Origin of the sequence: Mariniradius saccharolyticus AK6 (assembly GCF_000330725.2) — a bacterium.
Classification (GTDB): Bacteria; Bacteroidota; Bacteroidia; order Cytophagales; family Cyclobacteriaceae; genus Mariniradius; species Mariniradius saccharolyticus.
In genome coordinates, this window is the sequence record NZ_AMZY02000026.1 from 33,201 (window position 1) to 52,718 (window position 19,518).

Genomic DNA, 19,518 nt, shown 5'->3' on the forward strand with positions numbered 1-19,518 from the left:
TGCAAGCATTCTAAAAAAACCAGCGGAAAGCTTCGATTATGGCGGATTACAATTTTCAGGAAATAGAGAAAAAATGGCAGGCATATTGGGAGAAAAACCAAGTCTTCAATGCCCAAGTAGATCATCAAAAGCCAAAGTTTTATTCCTTGGACATGTTTCCCTACCCTTCTGGGGCAGGATTGCATGTTGGCCATCCGCTGGGCTATATCGCCTCCGATATCGTCACACGCTACAAGCGCCTTCGGGGATACAATGTCCTACACCCCATGGGCTACGATTCCTTCGGCTTGCCGGCCGAACAATATGCCATCCAAACCGGGCAACATCCAGCGATCACGACTGAACAGAATATTCAGCGCTACACCGAACAGCTCAAGAATATAGGCTTTGCCTTTGACTGGGCAAAGGAAGTGCGCACATCAGATCCTTCTTATTACAAATGGACGCAGTGGATTTTCATGCAGCTTTTCAACAGCTACTATGACAAGTCCGAGAACAAAGCAAAAAGCATTTCCTCTCTTGTTGAGAAATTTATCGTTTCGGGCAATGCTGGAATCGATGCGGTCTGTGACGAAGATACGCCGAGCTTCACAGCAGCCGATTGGAATGGTTTCTCAGAAAAACAGCAACAGGAAATCCTGCTGAAGTACCGCCTGACCTTCTTGGCCGAGACAACGGTCAATTGGTGTCCTGCACTGGGTACCGTACTTTCCAACGACGAAGTAAAGGATGGGTTTTCCGAAAGGGGAGGACATCCCGTCGAGCGTAAGAAAATGATGCAGTGGAGCATGCGCATCACGGCTTACGCAGAGCGTTTGTTGGAAGGCTTGGAGACAGTCGATTGGTCAGAGCCCATCAAGGAAATGCAGCGCAACTGGATCGGCAAGTCTATTGGTGCCGAGATGGTATTTCAGGTCAAGGGCAAGGATTTGCAGATCAAGGTATTCACCACCCGTATCGATACGATTTATGGGGTGACCTATTTGGCTTTGGCACCTGAGCACTATTATGTGCAGGAATTGATTACTGAAGACCAAAGGGCCACTGCGGAAGCGTACGTCGAAGTAGCCAAAAACCGCTCAGAGCGTGACCGTATGTCCGATGTTAAGACGATTTCGGGGGCTTTCACCGGGTCTTATGCCATCAATCCATTCAATGGTGAGGAGATCCAGATTTGGGTGGCGGATTATGTTTTGGCCGGTTACGGGACGGGTGCCGTCATGGCTGTACCTGCCCATGATGAGCGGGACTATAATTTTGCCAAGCATTTTGGCTTGGAGATCCGGCAAGTGATCGAGGGCAGTATGGAAAACGGTTCCTTCCCCGGAAAAGGCGGCACCATCATCAATTCCGGTTTCATCTCCAACATGGAAATGAAGGATGCGATGAATAAGGCCATTGCTTTTTTGGAAGAAAAGAAAATCGGGAAAGGCAAAATCCAATACCGCATGCGGGATGCGATTTTTACTAGGCAGCGCTATTGGGGTGAGCCACTTCCTGTTTACTTCAAAGACGGGCTGCCCTATTTGATGGATGAAAAGGATTTGCCTTTGGTGCTTCCTGAGGTGGATAAATATTTGCCCACCGAAGATGGTGAACCACCTTTGGGTCGGGCAAAAGATTGGGTTTACAAAACCGAGGATGGTGAATTTCCTTTGGAAAAAAGCACCATGCCAGGCTGGGCGGGATCAAGCTGGTACTTTTTCCGATACATGGACCCGCAAAACGATCGTATGATGGTCGACCCTGAAAAAGAGAAATATTGGGGTAGCGTGGACCTATATATTGGAGGTGCAGAGCATGCCACGGGCCATTTGCTATATTCCAGATTTTGGACGAAGTTCTTGTATGATATCGGAATGGTCAGCCTTGAGGAACCTTTCCAGAAGATGATCAATCAGGGAATGATCCAAGGCCGTTCCAACTTTGTCTATCGCCAAAAAGGCACCAATACTTTTGTTTCCCACGGCCTGAGGGATCAGTACGATACTTCTGCGATGCACGTCGACGTCAATATCGTTCACAACGACCAACTGAATCTGGAGAAATTCAAAGCTTGGCGCCCTGACTTGGCCGATGCGGAATTCATACTTGAAGAGGGCAAATACATCTGCGGTGCAGAAGTTGAGAAAATGTCCAAGTCAAAATACAATGTGGTCAATCCGGACGATATCATCGAGCGATACGGTGCTGATACCCTGCGCATGTACGAGATGTTTTTGGGGCCATTGGAACAATTTAAGCCTTGGAATACCAACGGCATAGACGGTGTGTCGAAGTTTCTGAAGAAACTTTGGAAGCTCTACCATGATCAACAAGGCAACCTTGCGGTGAGTGAAGAGAAAGCTACCAAGGAAGAATTGAAAGCGCTGCACAAGGCGATCAAAAAGACTGAGGAAGATCTGGAAAACCATTCCTTCAATACCTCCGTCGCGTCTTTCATGATTTGCGTCAATGAGTTGACTGCTTTGAAATGCAACAAGCGGGAGATTTTGGAGCCTTTGGTGATCATCATTTCTCCCTATGCGCCCCATATTGCAGAAGAGCTTTGGTCCCTGCTGGGACATCAGGAGTCGATCATTTACGCCCAGTTTCCTAAATTTAACGAGGCCTTTCTAGTAGAGGACAGCCACGAATATCCCGTTTCGATCAATGGAAAAATGCGGGCCAAGGTTTCCCTTTCGCTGTCACTTTCCGTGGCAGAAGTCGAGCAAGCAGCTTTGGCGGATCCAGCTGTAATAAAATGGACAGAAGGAAATCCTCCAAAAAAAGTGATCGTCGTCCCAGGGAAGATTGTCAATATTGTGATTTGAGGTGAAGCAAGTACGAAGTACGAGCCTTACGGGAACGTAGCGTGGACATGCGCCAATTAATATAATCCAATCCCCAACCACTCTATTTCGTTTTCCATGAACAAGTTCTTCATCGCATTTGCCGCGATCGCCTCTTCAGGCATATTGGCTTATTCATACCTGAGGGAATGGATTGCGATAAAGTGGTTGGGAGAAGTCCCAGAGCTCATTCCGGAGCATCCATTGAGCCCTTATTTCCACGGTTCGATTGGATTGTACCAAAGGGTGTTGGTTATTTTTGGGATTTACTTTTTCCTCGTTTTCCTGGGAAGCGTCTATTTCACATGGAAGAAAAAATGGGGCTTCGTCATGTTGTTATTTGTGGCCAGTATGCTGGGTATTTTGGGTATCATGATAAATGGGGCAATAAAATAACCTAACTTTGCCGCATGGAAATCAAACACAACACCGTCGTGGGGCTCACCTACGACCTGAAAGTCAGCAAAGAGCTCGACGATATAGAATCTGAACCTTTCAGCGTAGAAGTACGCGACGAGGATGATCCATTTTTCTTTTTGTTTGGAAACAGCGGATTGCCCGAGAAGTTTGAGGAATATCTGATTGGAAAAAAACAGGGAGAAGGATTCCTCTTCACGATCAGTTCCGCCGATGCCTATGGTGACGCAGATGAGGAACTGATCATGGCGCTTCCTAAAAGCCAATTTACTGCCGCCCAAGGCTTCGAGCCTGAAATGCTCGAAGAGGGAAACTTTCTTCCCCTTATGGACGAGAACGGTTATCCGCTGCAGGCCAAGGTGCTGAAGGATTTGGGAGATGAGGTGTTATTGGACTTCAATCATCCCTTGGTTGGTTTTGACCTACATTTCGAAGGAGAAGTCTTTGAGGTGCGGGCCGCAACTGCCGAAGAAATCGCCCATGGCCATGTACATGGCGATCATGGGTTTCAGCATTAAATGGATGCTAAGTCAGATAGATACGAAAGGTATATTTGGGGATTTCCGACATATTATCCTTCCGTTTTTCATATTTGTTTTGAGAAAAATCGATGCCTGAGATCAGTAGATTCTATGGGATGATCATTAGAATGTTTTACAATGATCATAATCCGCCGCATTTTCATGTCATTTATCAAGATCATGAAGCGATAGTAGACATTCACACGTTAGAAGTTCTGAGCGGAACTATACCAAAAAGGGCAAAGTTATTGGTGATGGAATGGGCATCGGACCACAGGGCTGAATTGGAATCAAATTGGGAGAGAGCACGTTTAAGGAAAGAGTTAGAAAAGATCGAACCACTTGATTAACATTGAATTATGGTTAAGATTGAGAAATTTGAATTCGTTGGGGATTGGAAAATCAGGTTTTATTTTAGCGATGGCTCGAAAAACTTGGTTGACTTTAGCAGTTTCATTGGTGATGATGCCTTGTCCAGTCGATTGAGAGATCTCAATTTTTTTCACCAAGTGAAATTGTATGAGGGAGGAAGGGGTATTTTTTGGCCAAATGATTTCGATTTCTGTCCCGACTTCTTGATTAGCTACAAGAGTCAAGGCGAAACCATAAGCCATCCTTAGTACTTTTATTAGATGCAGTTCTGCTGGGAGGCAATGCCTAACGCGGCAATAGCACATTAGAAAGGGTTAAATTCGACTTGAACTTCGAAACATTTTTTTGGCCGAGTCATCCTTAATAAGTAGGAAGTTATTGCCATACAAAGTGGCAAAAAGTACTAGCTCAAAAGAATTAACTCCAATTTTTCCTCCCATTTCAAAAACACAAGCTCTCCCGTGTCGAAAATTCTTCTTTTATCTTCCACAAGCCACTTTTCACCACCTTGCAATGCAACGGTGAGTTGGTTATAGTGGATGAGGTATTGTTTGTCGACCACTTTGGCGGGCATGCCACTCGTCTTGAAAAGTTGCACATCTGCGGGCCGAACGTAGGTTTTGTTTTTTTCAGGAACTGGATTTAAATGGCTGAAAAGTTTGGCGGCATAGAGGTTTTTCGGCTTTGCAAATATTTCCTCCGGTCTGCCCCGCTGAATCAGTTTTCCTTTTTGAATAATGACCAACTCCGGTGCCATTTGCAGCGCATCATCCAGATCGTGGGTCACAAAAAGCACGGTCACACCCAGGTTGCCGAACATATCCTTGAGCTCGGCGATGAGTTCCCTGCGCTGAATTCCATCTAAGCTCGAAAAAGGCTCATCCAATAACAATACTGACGGTTCCAGGCTCAAGGCGCGCGCGATGGCTACTTTCTGCTGCTGTCCACCGGATAGGTGCCGCGGCAGTTTGTCCCGAAAAGCCTCCAAATCGAGCAATTTTAAGAGTTCTTTCACCCTTCTGGCTTTGTAGGCCTTGTCATATTGGAGCAATGGGCGACTGATGTTCTCCTCTACCGTTGAACTTGGGTAAAGATGGTAATCTTGGTATACCAATTGGATTTCATCATAGCCCGGGACGAGTTTTTCTTTCGGATTCTGGATGCGTGTTCCTTCAAGGAACACCTCTCCGGAGTCCCTGTTTTCCAGACCTGCTAGTATACGCAGCAGGGTGCTTTTTCCCGAACCGCTTTCCCCCACCAAGGCCGTTATTTGGCCTTTTTGAAGGCTAATTGAGAAATTGGATACGACATGTTGGCCAGGCTGGAAAGACTTATGGATAGACTGAATCTCGAGAAATGCCATGTCAGGTCAAGGATGCTCTTATTTTGGATGGAAGACTATTGAAGACCAAGTCGTAGGAATGGTCGGTAAGTTCCAAAATCAGCTTATCCGACACCGAGCCATCTGCCATCACTGTATTCCAATGCTTCTTGTTCATGTGATAACCGGGTTGGATGCCAGGGAATTGCTCCCGCAGCTCGGCCGCCCACTCGGGGTCACATTTCAGATTGACACTTTCAAACTGATCTATATCCAGGATCGCGAAGATTTTTCCCCCAACCCGCAGGCAGAGGGTGTTTTCATCAAAGGGAGTATCCTCTGAGGTGCCTGTTTTTGCAAGGCAGTATTCCCTAAAAAAAGTAATGGTCATGGCCTGGGAAGTTAATGGTTATAAAGTTATTGGTAAATGGAGAAAGGGAAGCCATTCTTCAATTCAGGCAAATTAGCGGATTAGGCGCAACGTTTTACTGTCCAGATGATGATTGCTGCCAAAAACATCAAGATGGAAATCTTATTGATGCCGTGCATCATGCGTAGGTTGAAGTTGGTGGGGCGGTTTGGATCGGGTTTCTGGAACACCCGTATGAAATAGTGTCCAACTTCACCGACTTTGAAGAACTCTTTGATTTTGCTGTTTGACATGGTAATTGGCTTTAATCTGAACTGCTTCGGCTTGATAAACTGTAAACAGCCATTTGTTGTGATGGTTCAGATTGGCCTCAAAAATGCTCAGAATTTTCAAAAAATGAAACGCGACGGTTGCCAATGCAGGTATGTGGTCTATTCGTATTTTACGCTTCTTTCGCTCTTTGGCCAGGCTTTCGGCGATGAGTCGGGGATAATTTCTATTTTTGGACCGCAGGTGAAGTCGTATATAGAAATGAGCTTCCCTCGGGCTCACAATTGGCCTGATTTTCGTCTTAAATAATTCCCATCGATGCGCTACTACTTGATTTCGGGAGAAAGGTCTGGCGACTTACACGCCTCCAATTTGATTAAAGCCCTCGGAAAACGCGACAACCGTGCAGCGTTCAGGGGCATGGGTGGAGACTTTTCCAAAGAAGCCGGTCTGGAGCTTTCGGTACACTACCAAGATGTGGCCGTGATGGGTTTTGTAGAGGTGTTGTTGGGATTTCGAAAGGTGCTGAAATACCTGTCGATTGTACAGAAAGATCTTTTGGCCTATCGGCCCGATGTGTTGATTTTGGTGGATTATGGGGGATTCAATATGAAGATGGCAGCGTTTGCCAAAAAAAATGGGATTCCCGTGCATTATTACATCCCGCCAAAAGTATGGGCGTGGAACCAAAAGCGTGCACTGAAAATCAAGGCTCTGACGGACCAGGTGTATTGCATTCTTCCTTTTGAGCCGGCATTTTTTGCGAAATTTGGTGTCAGGGCACATTATGTTGGGAATCCGCTGCTGGACGAGATTTCCCAATTCAGCCCGCATCCATTTTTTCACCAAAAAAACGAGCTGAGCTACAGCCCGATTATTGCCCTATTGCCTGGCAGCCGAAAGCAGGAGCTGCAGCATATGATGGATGTAATGGTGCATTTGGTGAAAAATTTTCCCAATGCCCAATTTGTCGTAGCTGGGGTTTCCAATCTGCCGAAAGATCTGTATCAACCAGCGAGGAACGCGGGCATCAAAGTTGTCTTTGATCAGACATACGACTTGCTGCACCACTCCACCGCTGCGGTGGTGACTTCGGGAACGGCGACTTTAGAAACGGCACTTTTCCGGGTGCCGCAGGTGGTCGTCTACCGCACCAGCACGATTAGTTACGCCATAGCAAAACGCTTGATCAGGGTGCCGTTCATTTCACTTGTCAACCTGATAGCCGAACAAAAAGTGGTGACTGAACTGATTCAGTCAGATTATAACCTAAAGCAACTCAGTCAGGAACTCAACCTGATTTTGGCCAGTATTCAGCACAAGGCGCATATCCTCCAAGGATATGACCTAATTCGGGGAAAAATCGGGGACCAATCTGCGTCAGATACAGCTGCGGGAATGATCTTCGAGGCGTTGGGAAATAAATAAAAAAGCCTTCGGATTTTTCCGAAGGCTTTTGATTAAGCGACTTGAAGTTTTTTGAATTTCGATTTGTCAAATTGCTCTTGGGCGTATTTGGCATCGATGACGAGTTCTTTTACCGATTCATCCGATGGCAATTCATACATCGCGTCGGTAATGATCGCTTCGCAAATTGACCGCAGTCCGCGGGCACCAAGGTTGTATTCCATGGCTTTTTCCACGATATAGTCTATTCCGCTTTCCTCAAATACCAATTTCACGCCTTCCATGTCCATCAGCTTCTTGTACTGCTTGGTAAGGGCGTTTTTGGGTTCGGTCAGGATACTCTTGAGCGCGTCCTTGTCCAATGGATCCAAATGCGTCACTACAGGCAATCGTCCGATCAGCTCGGGGATCAAGCCAAAGGATTTCAGATCTTGTGCAGTCACATATTGGAGCATGTTGGTACGATCCACCTGTCTGCCTTCGTATACCTTGTTGAAACCGAGTGGCTGAGTATTGAGTCTTTTGGCAATATGGCGTCCGATTCCGTCAAATGCGCCACCGCAGATGAAGAGGATATTTTCGGTGTTGACCTGGATCATCTTCTGATCGGGGTGCTTCCGGCCCCCTTGAGGCGGTACGTTCACGACCGTTCCTTCCAGAAGTTTCAGCAAAGCCTGCTGTACACCTTCTCCGCTTACATCGCGTGTAATGGAGGGGTTGTCTGATTTTCGGGCGATCTTATCGATCTCGTCGATATAGACTATGCCTCTTTCAGCAGCTTCGACATTGTAATCAGCCGCCTGAAGCAGCCTAGTCAGGATGCTTTCCACGTCTTCACCTACATATCCCGCTTCCGTAAGTACCGTAGCATCAGCGATGCAAAAAGGCACTTCTAGGACTTTGGCAAGAGTCTTTGCCAGGTAGGTTTTTCCGGTTCCGGTATCCCCCACCATGATGATATTGGATTTTTCGATCCGGATATCCTCGTCTTCGTGCTTTTGAAGCAGGCGCTTAAAGTGGTTGTAAACCGCCACTGTCAGCACTTTCTTGGCCTCATACTGTCCAATGACGTACTGGTTCAGGTAATCGGTCAGTTCTTTTGGCTTTTTCAGCTTGAACTTGGGCTGCTTTGTCGGCTTGCGGTTTTTGTCCTCCTCACCCAAGATCTGATGGGCTTGTTCGATACAAAAGTTGCAGATATGCGCCGAAATCCCTGAGACCATGAGGTCCACGTCTTTCTTGTTTCTGCCGCAAAAGGAACAGGTGACTTGTGCCATTATTTGGTTTTTCTGATCAATACTTCGTCGATGAGGCCATATTCTTTAGCTTCAGGGGCCCTCATCCAGTAATCCCTATCCGAGTCGCGTTCGATTTCGTCGTAGGTTTTGCCTGAGTGGTCGGCGAGGATTTGGTAGAGTTCCTGCTTCATCGAAAGGATCAATTTGAGGGATATTTCCATGTCTTTGGACTGACCCTGCATGCCTCCCGAAGGCTGGTGGATCATTACCCTGGAGTGTTGCAGTGCGGACCTTTTGTCTTTTGCTCCGCCAGCCAATAAGACTGCGCCCATGGAGGCAGCGATTCCGGTACAGATCGTAGCTACATCAGGCTGGATATACTGCATCGTATCATAGATGCCCAATCCTGCGGTAACTGAGCCTCCGGGGCTATTGATGTAAAGCAAAACGTCCTTTTTTGGATCTGTGGACTCCAGGAAGAGAAGTTGGGCGGTAATGATGTTGGCGATAAAATCATCCACTTGGGTACCCAAGAAAATGATCCTGTCCATGATCAATCGGGAGAAAACGTCGATCTCACGGAAGTTGGTCGGTCTTTCTTCGATTACGGAACGGGTCATGTTTTCCACGAAAGTGCTGTATTGGTCAAATGCATTGCCGCTGATGCCTCTTCCGTGGACGGCGTATTTCCTGAATTCGTCTTTGTTGAACATAATCTGAGATATGGTTTGGTACAAAAATAAAAAAAGCCCTTAATCAAGGACTTTTTCATAACGCTTTTATCCCGAAATTAGTTTTCCATCAATTTCTTGAATTGGTCCACGTTGACCACCTCGCTTTTCACGTTGGCTTTTTCCTTCACAAAGGCCAAAACCTTCTCGTTTTGGACTGAGGTCAGCATTTGCATATAATTGTTGCCCTCGTTGCCTTTTAGGTAATTGTCCACAAATCGGTCCATACTGTCTTCCAATTGTCCGATCATTCCGTAGGACGCAAATTGCTCGCGAAGCATCTCTTTGGTCTTTTCGATCACGTCTGCATGCTCAGCTTGAATGCCGTTGTCTTTTGCAATCTTGTTGGAAATCAGCGTCCAAACCAACTGCTTGGCGTAGATTGGATATTCTTCCTCGACCTGTTGCTCGGTTACTTTGCCTTCGTTGGCTTTGAAAAGCCATTCTTTGAGGAAAGACTCCGGCAGGTCAATGCTTGCTTTTGCCACCAAAGCTTCCTTGATTTTCTCTTCGGTGTATACCTTAAGATCTTTGTTGTAGTTTTCAGAAAGGATGGATTTCACTTTTCCCCTCAAGGCTTCCTCTGAATCTACTTGGCCAATACCGAACAGCTTATCGAAAAACTCCTGGTCAAGGTCCGCCAATTCCGTCCTGTTTATGTTTTGGACAGTGAAGGTGAATTTTCCTGAGAGGTTGGCTGCCTCTTCTTCACTGACGCCCACGGTCTCGGCCAAGTCTTCCTTGATGGTTTTGGAAGGATCAAATTCAACGACGTCTCCTTTTTTCAGCCCGATGAATTGGTTTTTTGCTTTTTCTTCGATTTTGGAAATGGGCAACGAGAATGATTTCTCGAAGCTGCCGTCAGCTGCTTTCAGGTCTCCATAAAGGAAGTCGTTGTCTTGGCTGACTTCTGGATTGGTCATTTTTCCATACTGGCTGCGGAGATTTTGGATCGCATCCTCCACCTGTTGCTGGTCCATGTCGATGGTATAGGATTTGGCGTCAATGCTTCCACCCACATCCACGGTGATATCTTCGACAAACCCAATCTTGTATTTAAACTCAAATTCCTTTTGGGTATCCCAATCGATCTTATCCGCATCTTCGACTTCCGGGAGTGGATCTCCCAGGATTTTGAAGGTTTGGGCTTTGAGGTAGTCATTTAGCGAGGATGAGAGGATACTGTTGATTTCCTCGACCAACACGGCTGTACCGTACATTTTTTTCACTATTTGCAAAGGAGCCTTACCAGGTCTGAAACCCCTGATCGTTGCTTTTTTTGCATAGTCTTTCAGTTTGGCTTCAACCTTTGGTTGGTAATCTGCTTCGTTTAGTCTAATTTTAACAGAAGCCTGATTTGCCGCGTGCTTGTCTAGTGTAATTTCCAATTTGCTAAATTTTGGTGTGAATGGAATTTAAAAAACCCCCAATCCCAATTCTTGGTCGAGGACCTTTGCAGGGTCGAGTTCCGAAATGTGATTGAGGGTTGAGCTTGGTGCGGATAGAGGGACTCGAACCCCCATGCCTTGCGGCGCTAGATCCTAAGTCTAGTGCGTCTACCAATTTCGCCACATCCGCTTCATGTGGCCGCAAAGGTAATAAGTATTATCTAACTTGCAAAAGGTGAAATTTATTTTCCTCGCTGAATAATTGTAGCCACTGTTTTTTTGTTTGACTTAAAATGGGATTTGATTTAGCTTCGACACTATGATACAGATTGATTTGGAAGAAGAGCGGAAAGAGATTTTAAAGCGTTACCGAAAGCTTCTCAAGATGGCAAAGCCACTCTTGAAGGAAGGCGACGCCCGGATCATCAAAAAGGCTTTTTCCATATCCAATGATGCGCACAAGGAAATGCGTCGAAAATCCGGCGAACCCTACATCTATCACCCCTTGGAAGTCGCCATGATTTGTGTGGAGGAAATAGGTTTGGGGACGACGAGTATCGTTGCAGCATTACTTCACGACGTAGTGGAGGATACTGATTGGGAATTGGAAGACATCGAGCGGGAATTTGGACACAAAGTCGCGACGATCATCGACGGGCTTACCAAAATTTCCGGCGTGTTCGAATACGGATCATCACAGCAGGCGGAAAATTTCCGGAAAATGCTGCTTACGCTCTCCGATGACGTGCGGGTCATTTTGATCAAACTGGCGGATCGCTTGAACAATATGCGGACGCTGGACAGCATGCCAAGGCACAAGCAATTGAAAATCGCTTCGGAGACCATGTATCTATATGCGCCGTTGGCGCACCGCCTTGGATTGTATGCGATCAAGTCAGAATTGGAGGACCTTTACCTCAAGTTCACGGATTCGGAGACGTATCGATTCATCGCCAATAAGATCAACGAGACGAGGATTTCGAGGAATCGGTTCATCAAGACTTTTATTGCGCCTATTGAAGAGGAGTTGGAAAGCCAAGGTTTTAGATTCACAATCAAGGGCCGACCAAAATCTGTTTTCTCGATCTACAACAAGATGAAGAAACAGAATATCCCCTTTGAAGAGGTGTATGATCTGTTTGCCATTCGAATCATCATTGATTCGGAGATCGATAATGAAAAGGCGGATTGTTGGCAGGTGTACAGTATCGTGACGGACTTTTATCGTCCAAATCCTGACCGCCTGCGCGATTGGATCAGCACGCCAAGGGCCAATGGGTATGAGTCGCTTCATACCACCGTAATGAGCAATACCGGCCAATGGGTAGAAGTGCAAATTCGGACCGTCCGTATGGATGATATCGCTGAACGCGGATATGCGGCCCATTGGAAATACAAGGAAAAAGATGCAGCACAGGGGGGGAAAGGGCCATCTGGCCTGGACGAGTGGATCACCCAAGTACGATCCCTGCTGGAATCAAATGACGGCAATGCCATCGAATTTATGGATGATTTCCGTGGCAATTTGTTCCATGACGAAGTATTCGTCTTCACGCCAAAAGGGGAGTTGAAAGTATTGCCACATGGCGCGACGGCACTTGACTTTGCTTTTGAGATACATACAGAGGTCGGAGCGAAATGCATCGGGGCAAAAGTCAATACACGCCTCGTCCCAATTAACCACAAGCTGAAAAACGGAGACCAAGTCGAGATCTTGACTTCGGCGAAGCAAAGACCAACGGAAGATTGGCTCAACAGTGTCGTCACCTCCCGGGCCAAAGCAAAAATCAAGGACGCGCTGAAAGAGGAAAAGCGATCTACCATCTTGGATGGGAAGGAAATCGTCCAACGCAAGCTCAAGCAGATGAAGATGGACTTCAATTCTGAAATCGTGGAGCAGCTGAGGGCTTATTTTGAGACAAAGACTCCTAATGAATTTTATTATAAAATCGGGAAAGGAATAATCGATCCTACCTCGATCAAGAGTTTCAAGGATTTTAAGGAACAAAAACGCCAAAAAAGTAAGCCTTCACTTGATAAAGTGAAGGATGAATCCAGTTTTACAAAAGAGATCAAAAACCTGAAAGGCCCCGAACATGACCAGCTACTCATTGGCGAGGATATGGATGTGGTCGATTACATTTTGGCCAAATGCTGCAATCCAATCCCAGGCGACGACGTTTTTGGCTTTGTCACCGTCAATGAAGGGATCAAAATCCACCGAACCTCATGTCCAAATGCCTTGGAATTGCTATCAAACCACGGCAACCGGGTGATCAAAGCACGCTGGACTTCCCAGCAGCAGATAGCTTTCCTCGCGGGGTTGCGCATAGTCGGGACCGACAGGGTAGGCTTGATCAACGATGTTACCAAAGTAATTTCCAACGAATTGAAGGTCAACATGCGATCCATCACAGTAGATTCGGACAGTGGTATTTTTGAAGGGACGATCAAGCTGTATGTCCACAGTACCCAGCATTTGGAAAAGTTGATGAGCAATCTATCCAAAGTAGAAGGGATCATCAAAGTCGCGAGATTTGATTGATGAGTGGGAGCGTTGTCGGTTTTCCCGCGCATTGAATAACACGGCGCGGTCGTTGCCGGCTTTCACTTAATTGAATTTTTTCTGCGGCTTAACGTTATATTTGCACAAAACTGAAGATTCATGGCATTAAATCCCGCCCAATTCGACGAGGTCAAAAAAATCTTTACGGCATATCTGGAAAACAAGAAATTGAGAAAAACGCCCGAGCGTTATGCCATTTTGGAAGAGATATATGATCGCACGGGGCACTTTGACGTGGAGTCGCTCTACATCAGCATGAAAAACAAAAACTACCGCGTCAGCCGGGCGACTGTTTATAACACTTTGGATTTGTTGGAAGAATGTGACTTGGTCACCAAGCATCAGTTTGGAAAAAACATTGCCCAGTTTGAGAAATCATACGGATACAAGCAACACGACCATTTGATTTGCATTGAATGCAACAAAGTGCTGGAATTTTGTGATCCGCGTATCCAAAATATCCAAAATACCGTAAGTGAAATCTTGAACTTCAAAATCCTGCATCATTCCCTGATTCTTTACGGAACCTGCAAAAACGAAAACTGCGAAAACAAACTGAAGCTATGAAATTGAAATATAGGACCGAGAAGTCCGGTAGTGCCCAGTATCTTTTTATTATCGGAGATTTGATAGGCGACGAGTTGGGACCGAAATTGGTCGAATTGGTCTCTGATGCCGTCAATGAAAAGGTCACGGATTTTGTGATCGACCTCTCGGAAGTGCGGTATATCTCCTCATCCGGTATAGGTCTCCTGATTACGATGCTTACCAAAATGCGGAATTCCGGCGGGGAGGTTTATCTGTCCGCACCTTCGGAGCATGTCAAAAAGCTGTTGATCATCACAAAGCTCAACAACATTTTTACCGTTTTTTCATCTATCGAAGAAGCGAAGGCCGCCGTTCAAAAATAATCACTCACAAAAACAAAAGGGTTGTTTGTTATTCTTTGTTGATATGACAAACTTCACGAGGAATTTTGATTCAATCCAACTTTAGAATACAAGTATGAAAATGGATGTTCTTTTAGGACTGCAATGGGGAGACGAGGGAAAAGGTAAAATCGTCGACGTGCTCGCACCGCGGTACGATGTCGTTGCGAGGTTTCAAGGAGGACCCAATGCTGGCCATACTTTGGAATTTGACGGCATCAAACATGTGCTCCACCAAATCCCATCTGGGATTTTCCGGGAAAATATCCGAAATATCGTCGGCAATGGCGTTGTGCTCGATCCCGTGATCCTCCGCAAGGAGATCGAGGGACTGCAACGCTTCAACATCTCATTCAAGAAAAACCTTTTTGTCTCCAAAAAGGCGACAATCATTATCCCTACCCATAAGCTGTTGGATGCTGCCTACGAAAAATCCAAGGGCGACAAAAAGATCGGATCGACGCTGAAGGGGATCGGGCCGACTTACCAAGACAAAATTGGTAGGGTTGCACTCAGGATCGGGGATATTTTGGCGGATGATTTCAGGGAAAAATATACTGCACTGGTATCGAAGCACATGGAAATTCTTTCCTTTTACGATTATGATGCATCCAATCTGCCCGAATTGGAGAAGGCCTTTTTTGAAGCGGTGGAGTTTTGCAAAACACTGAACTTGGTCGATAGTGAGTACGAGATGAACGACCTCCTCCAAAATGGCAAAAAAGTATTGGCGGAGGGCGCTCAGGGTTCTTTGTTGGATATTGATTTTGGAAGCTATCCTTTTGTGACCTCCAGCAATACAATGGCCGCCGGTGCTTGTACCGGTCTTGGCGTTTCGCCCTCCAAGATTGGAGAAGTGTTTGGGATTTTCAAGGCGTATTGCACCAGGGTCGGAAGTGGACCTTTTCCAACCGAGCTGTTTGATGCGACCGGAGAGGCCATGCGCAAGGAGGGTAATGAATTTGGGTCTACAACGGGACGTCCAAGAAGGTGTGGATGGTTGGACTTACCTTCGTTGAAATATTCCATCATGATCAATGGCGTGACGCAGCTGTTTATGATGAAGGCGGATGTGTTAAATATCTTTGACCAAATCAATGTCTGTACCCATTATGAACTTCCCGACGGAAGCCGGGTGGATAGATTGGCCTATGAGCAGAATGACGGCGATGTCAAGCCGATCTACAAAACCCTGCCTGGCTGGCATACATCTTTGGCATCGGTGACGAGCTTTGAACAGTTTCCGAAGGAACTCAAAGATTACGTGACCTACATCGAGGGAGAATTGAATGTTCCGATCAAGCTTGTCTCGGTCGGTCCTGATCGAAAACAAACGATACTTAGGTAAATGAATTATAAGGGCTGCCACAAAGAAGCCCTTTTTATTTTTAGGTGAAATAAGTATTTTTCAATCCGATTCTTGTTTTTCGTTTAAGATCTGCCCAAGTGAAAGCCAATCCAATTATTTGCGTATCCCCCATTTTGGTTTTCCTCTTTTTTACCATTTCAGTGCTCGTCCCAAACCTGGCGCAGGCACAGCTCGGGTTTCCTTTCTGCGAGAAATTTTCCAATAATCAAACCCAGGGGGCGACTGTTTTTGGAGGCAATGCCCGGTTAGTTGATGGAGTCCTCAGGCTGACTGATGCTGTCGTGGACCAGAATGGTTTTATGTACGTCGACATTCCGTTTCCATCCACTTATGGGATTAAAGCCACGTTTGAATATTTTAGTTATGGTGGAAACGGAGCCGATGGGGTCACAGCCTTTCTTTTTGATGCAAACACGCCTGTATTCAATCCGGGTGGATTTGGCGGTTCACTCGGCTATGCACCAAGAAACAATGAAAGGGGATTGTCGAGAGCATATCTCGGAATTGGCTTTGACGAATATGGGAATTTTGGCAACATCGCAGAGGGGAGGAATGGGGGCTTTTTCGGAATCGGGACGAATCTGGTTCCCAATTCGATCGTTGTACGTGGTCCTGGGGACGGATTTGTCGGATATCCATTTGTCGTGGGAAGACGTACCATGGAGACCGGAAATGATGGTATGCGGCCCGACAATCAGTTTCCGATCAGTTCCGGCGGCCCGGGTACATTTAGAGTAACTGACCGCAATCAACCCGGATACAGGAAGGTATTCTTGGAACTTGAACCAAACGATGATGGGGGTGGATATTTTTTGACAGTGCGGATGGAAGTGACGACAATTCCAAATCAGCCAATGATGCTGACGATCTTCGACAGGCCTTATTTTTTTCCAGCGCCGGAAAATCTCAAGATCGGTTTTGCCGCATCCACAGGGGGCCTGCATAATATCCACGAAATCGCCAATATCACTGTGGAGGTCTTCAATGAAGATGATTTGTTAGACCCTGTTGCATCAGACATTGATGACAAGGCTTCTTGTGCAGGTCAGGAAAACACCTATGAAATTACCGAGCAGGAAGTCTCTCTACCTAACCTTAACTCCCAAATCCGTTGCCTTCAATTCTACGGGTCAATGGATGATATCCTTGCCGAAGAGGGGGATATTTGTTCGCAAGCAAGGTGCAGGCCGGAAAATCGCGTGTTGGAATTGCCACAGGGCACATTTAGGGCAGCGGATTCAGGTGGTGAATTCACCTTTTTCCCCAATCCAGGATTCGTTGATGACACGGTAACAGTATATTACACAGTCACGGATAACTATGGGAAGACTTCCGCAGGCAATTACATCAAACTCTTGATCAAGGAATCTCCGGAACCTGTCGCAATACAGGCTGATGGATTAGACATGGACATCTCCGAGGTAAGGACCTGTGTTGGCGAAGGCATTACATTGAGGGCGGTAGGTGAAGAGGAATATTTTCGCTTCGAATGGTATTTGAATAATGCCTTGATCGGAAATTCTGACAATCAAGAGTTGCTTGCGACGCAGCCCGGTGAGTACAAAGTCATCGCGTACAATTCGAAGAGCTGCCCGACAGCATCTTCCATTTTTACATTGATCAATCCGCCTTTTCCAGATTTGATGCTTATAAATCCCGCGGTTGGCTGCGAGCCAAACGTTGGTATAGATATCAAAGACTTCATCTTGAACTACGATCCCGAGAATTATGACTACCAATTGGAAACGCCAAACGGGGATCTTTTACCCGATGAAGATATAGGGGTCATTTCGATTTCAGGAGATTTCAAGTTGTTTGTGAAGCACAAAGATCTAAGCTGCTGGTCGGAACCGGTCCCACTTCAGGTCGTCATCGTTTCTCAGGAATTGGTTGCAGACTTTGACTATGAGGTAGACGGTACAGGCGTCAAGGGTGATGAAGATGGTGGTATCTTTATTGATGATCCGATACGCTTCAACGACCTTTCTTCCGGTGGTGCTGTAACTTGGGCCTGGGATTTTGGAGATGGAAATACTAGCACCGAGGAATCGCCCGTTCATGTTTTTGGGAAAAAGGGACTGTTTGAAGTCAAGTTGACCGTGACCAATGAATGGGGATGTACGGCCACCATTGCAAAAGTCGTTCCGCTTACCCAATCGTTTCGAATCATGTACCCGACGGGCTTTACGCCGACTTTGGAGGAAAATCGATACTTTAGACCCAAAACGAAGGGGATTGTTAAAATGCAGATGCAGGTCTTCAACCTGTGGGGGAATCTGATCTTCGAGACCAATGACCTTCAAACCCAAGGCTGGGACGGGCGACTCAACGGCGAATTACTGCCAAGGGGCACCTATGTATACCGTACCAGAATGGAATCTATAGATGGGGATGTAATTGAGGAAGCTGGTAATTTTATTTTGATCAGGTAATATGGAGAAGAAAATCTGGCTTTTTCTCCTCTTTATGGTTTCCGGGCGATTGTTGGCGCAGGACGTTCAGTTTTCCCAGTTCTATGCCGCTCCACTTTTTCTGAATCCTGCATTTGCCGGAAGCGCCGAGATGACGAGGGTTGGTCTCAACTTTCGCAATCAATGGCCGGGCTTGGATCAGACGTTCGTTTCCTATTCGGTCTACGCAGACCATTTTTTCCCTGAGAAAAACAGCGGTATAGGAATAATCATCAACGGTAGCAGGGAAAGTCTTGCAAATCTGCAAAACACTGAACTTGGCTTGTTATATTCCTACCGTCTTCGGTTGGGCGACGCGTCATTTCTTCATATGGGTATTCAGGGAAGTTATGCGACTAGGTCCGCCAGTTTTGATGAAGTGATTTTGAGCACCCAATTGGACATTGACCGGGGAGTTGTTAATCCGGGCTTGGGTCCGGGCATTCCCGATGATAGACAAAAAAGCTTTGCTGATCTGTCTGCAGGCTTGATTTATTATAACAAAAGAGCGTGGCTTGGGCTTTCTACCCATCACTTGACACAACCAAACATTTCCTACCTCGAGTTCGATAGGGACAATCTTCCGATCCGTTATTCTCTACACGGCGGATTTAAGTTTGATCTAAAGTCAGGAGCCATTAATGACTATTTCAATAACACAGAGCAGCAGCGTACTTTGTCGGTCGCCTTCAACTACAAAAACCAAGGGCAATTTGATCAATTGGATATTGGGATAGAACTGTTTTTTGAGCCATTGATTTTGGGGTTTTGGTACCGCGGACTTCCATCTTGGAAGGGACTGCCTAACAACGAAGCTCTGATTGGCTTGGTGGGTTTTTCACTTTCCAATGGATTGGATGTGGGCTACAGCTATGATTTTACGATTTCAAATTTGGCTTGGAGAAATACGGGTGGTGCGCATGAAATATCTTTCAGGTACTCCTTTGTGGAGCAATTATGGAAACGACAGGTTCAAAGACGATTGCCGACATTCAGGTATTGATTTTTTTTTGTCTGTAAATCAGTGCTTTTTGGGAATCATCCAACTTTTTTCTGAAATGGTTTTGCAATTGAAAAAAAGAATCGCACCTTTGCATTCCCAAACGGGGAGAAGCTGATCAAAATCACCCAAGTTTATTTTGGATTTCCAAGTAAATAAGTCAGCAACCAGAATAAAATTCTGAATATTTGAAACGATTTGAAACTTAATTTCAGATCTAAAGAATGAATAATAAATAATACAATAGGTATTATTCACAGTCGAAAGATTGTCATTGCAATGTCGCGCACAAGTCGCGGATTTTTGCAAAAGTTCATTGAAACGATGAGGATGGAACG

19 protein-coding genes and 1 tRNA gene are annotated in these 19,518 nt (G+C 45.9%); 12 read left to right on the forward strand and 8 right to left on the reverse strand.

The window, feature by feature from the left end; translation table 11 throughout:
- The first annotated feature begins 38 nt into the window (after positions 1 to 38).
- The 5 genes from leuS (at position 39) to C943_RS22665 (ending at position 4,389) form a co-directional block, all read left to right on the forward strand.
- Positions 39 to 2,813 carry a leucine--tRNA ligase gene (gene leuS / locus C943_RS20610; protein WP_008631864.1) on the forward strand — a complete coding sequence of 925 codons (2,775 nt, stop codon included), beginning with the start codon at positions 39 to 41 and terminating at the stop codon, positions 2,811 to 2,813.
- A gap of 96 nt (positions 2,814 to 2,909) precedes the next feature.
- Positions 2,910 to 3,227 carry a hypothetical protein gene (locus tag C943_RS20615; RefSeq protein ID WP_008631865.1) on the forward strand — a complete coding sequence of 106 codons (318 nt, stop codon included), beginning with the start codon at positions 2,910 to 2,912 and terminating at the stop codon, positions 3,225 to 3,227.
- Between the two features lie 14 nt (positions 3,228 to 3,241).
- Complete coding sequence (locus C943_RS20620; protein WP_008631867.1) at positions 3,242 to 3,766, forward strand: FKBP-type peptidyl-prolyl cis-trans isomerase; 525 nt, start codon at positions 3,242 to 3,244, stop codon at positions 3,764 to 3,766.
- A 119-nt stretch (positions 3,767 to 3,885) separates the two neighbouring features.
- Entirely contained in the window at positions 3,886 to 4,119 is a 234-nt protein-coding gene (locus C943_RS20625) for a DUF4160 domain-containing protein (protein WP_281166964.1), read from the forward strand.
- 9 nt (positions 4,120 to 4,128) lie between these two features.
- Positions 4,129 to 4,389 (forward strand): DUF2442 domain-containing protein, encoded by a 261-nt coding sequence (locus C943_RS22665; RefSeq protein ID WP_040481655.1) that lies wholly within the window; start codon positions 4,129 to 4,131, stop codon positions 4,387 to 4,389.
- Between the two features lie 155 nt (positions 4,390 to 4,544).
- Here C943_RS22665 and C943_RS20635 read toward each other — a convergent pair whose 3' ends face one another.
- The 3 genes from C943_RS20635 to C943_RS20645 form a co-directional block, all read right to left on the reverse strand.
- On the reverse strand, positions 4,545 to 5,504 hold the full coding sequence (locus C943_RS20635; protein ID WP_008631872.1) for an ABC transporter ATP-binding protein: 960 nt from the start codon (positions 5,502 to 5,504) through the stop codon (positions 4,545 to 4,547).
- Position 5,505: 1 nt separating this feature from the next.
- Complete coding sequence (locus C943_RS20640) at positions 5,506 to 5,853, reverse strand: MmcQ/YjbR family DNA-binding protein (protein WP_008631874.1); 348 nt, start codon at positions 5,851 to 5,853, stop codon at positions 5,506 to 5,508.
- Between the two features lie 80 nt (positions 5,854 to 5,933).
- On the reverse strand, positions 5,934 to 6,125 hold the full coding sequence (locus tag C943_RS20645) for a DUF6728 family protein (RefSeq protein ID WP_008631876.1): 192 nt from the start codon (positions 6,123 to 6,125) through the stop codon (positions 5,934 to 5,936).
- Between the two features lie 295 nt (positions 6,126 to 6,420).
- Between C943_RS20645 and lpxB the strand changes: the two genes are divergently transcribed.
- A complete protein-coding gene (lpxB, locus tag C943_RS20655) occupies positions 6,421 to 7,530 on the forward strand; it encodes a lipid-A-disaccharide synthase (RefSeq protein WP_008631877.1) in 1,110 nt (369 codons plus the stop codon).
- A 32-nt stretch (positions 7,531 to 7,562) separates the two neighbouring features.
- Here lpxB and clpX read toward each other — a convergent pair whose 3' ends face one another.
- The 4 genes from clpX to C943_RS20675 all read right to left on the reverse strand — a co-directional run bounded on the left by clpX (position 7,563) and on the right by C943_RS20675 (position 11,056).
- Complete coding sequence (gene clpX / locus C943_RS20660) at positions 7,563 to 8,786, reverse strand: ATP-dependent Clp protease ATP-binding subunit ClpX (RefSeq protein WP_008631878.1); 1,224 nt, start codon at positions 8,784 to 8,786, stop codon at positions 7,563 to 7,565.
- The gene (locus C943_RS20665; RefSeq protein ID WP_008631879.1) at positions 8,786 to 9,460 is read right to left on the reverse strand and encodes a ClpP family protease; all 675 of its coding nucleotides are present in this window, start codon (positions 9,458 to 9,460) and stop codon (positions 8,786 to 8,788) included. Before C943_RS20665 ends, clpX begins: the two co-directional genes overlap by 1 nt.
- Positions 9,461 to 9,537: 77 nt before the next feature.
- Positions 9,538 to 10,866, reverse strand: coding sequence for a trigger factor (tig, locus tag C943_RS20670; protein WP_008631880.1), 1,329 nt, complete (start codon positions 10,864 to 10,866; stop codon positions 9,538 to 9,540).
- A gap of 105 nt (positions 10,867 to 10,971) precedes the next feature.
- Positions 10,972 to 11,056: transfer RNA gene (locus C943_RS20675), tRNA-Leu, on the reverse strand.
- A gap of 129 nt (positions 11,057 to 11,185) precedes the next feature.
- On the opposite strand from C943_RS20675, the gene C943_RS20680 reads away from it, so the two are divergent.
- The 6 genes from C943_RS20680 (at position 11,186) to C943_RS20705 (ending at position 19,183) form a co-directional block, all read left to right on the forward strand.
- Complete coding sequence (locus C943_RS20680) at positions 11,186 to 13,411, forward strand: RelA/SpoT family protein (protein WP_008631881.1); 2,226 nt, start codon at positions 11,186 to 11,188, stop codon at positions 13,409 to 13,411.
- 120 nt (positions 13,412 to 13,531) lie between these two features.
- A complete protein-coding gene (locus C943_RS20685) occupies positions 13,532 to 13,999 on the forward strand; it encodes a Fur family transcriptional regulator (protein ID WP_008631883.1) in 468 nt (155 codons plus the stop codon).
- Positions 13,996 to 14,343 (forward strand): STAS domain-containing protein, encoded by a 348-nt coding sequence (locus C943_RS20690; protein ID WP_008631884.1) that lies wholly within the window; start codon positions 13,996 to 13,998, stop codon positions 14,341 to 14,343. The genes C943_RS20685 and C943_RS20690 overlap by 4 nt, the downstream gene beginning before the upstream one ends.
- A gap of 94 nt (positions 14,344 to 14,437) precedes the next feature.
- Complete coding sequence (locus C943_RS20695; protein ID WP_008631886.1) at positions 14,438 to 15,709, forward strand: adenylosuccinate synthase; 1,272 nt, start codon at positions 14,438 to 14,440, stop codon at positions 15,707 to 15,709.
- Between the two features lie 98 nt (positions 15,710 to 15,807).
- Entirely contained in the window at positions 15,808 to 18,162 is a 2,355-nt protein-coding gene (locus tag C943_RS20700) for a PKD domain-containing protein (RefSeq protein ID WP_008631888.1), read from the forward strand.
- Between the two features lies 1 nt (position 18,163).
- The gene (locus C943_RS20705; RefSeq protein WP_008631890.1) at positions 18,164 to 19,183 is read left to right on the forward strand and encodes a PorP/SprF family type IX secretion system membrane protein; all 1,020 of its coding nucleotides are present in this window, start codon (positions 18,164 to 18,166) and stop codon (positions 19,181 to 19,183) included.
- An 18-nt stretch (positions 19,184 to 19,201) separates the two neighbouring features.
- On the opposite strand, the gene C943_RS22435 is transcribed toward C943_RS20705, so the two are convergent.
- The coding region (locus C943_RS22435; protein ID WP_211208906.1) for a hypothetical protein at positions 19,202 to 19,518 on the reverse strand (317 nt) is incomplete at its 5' end.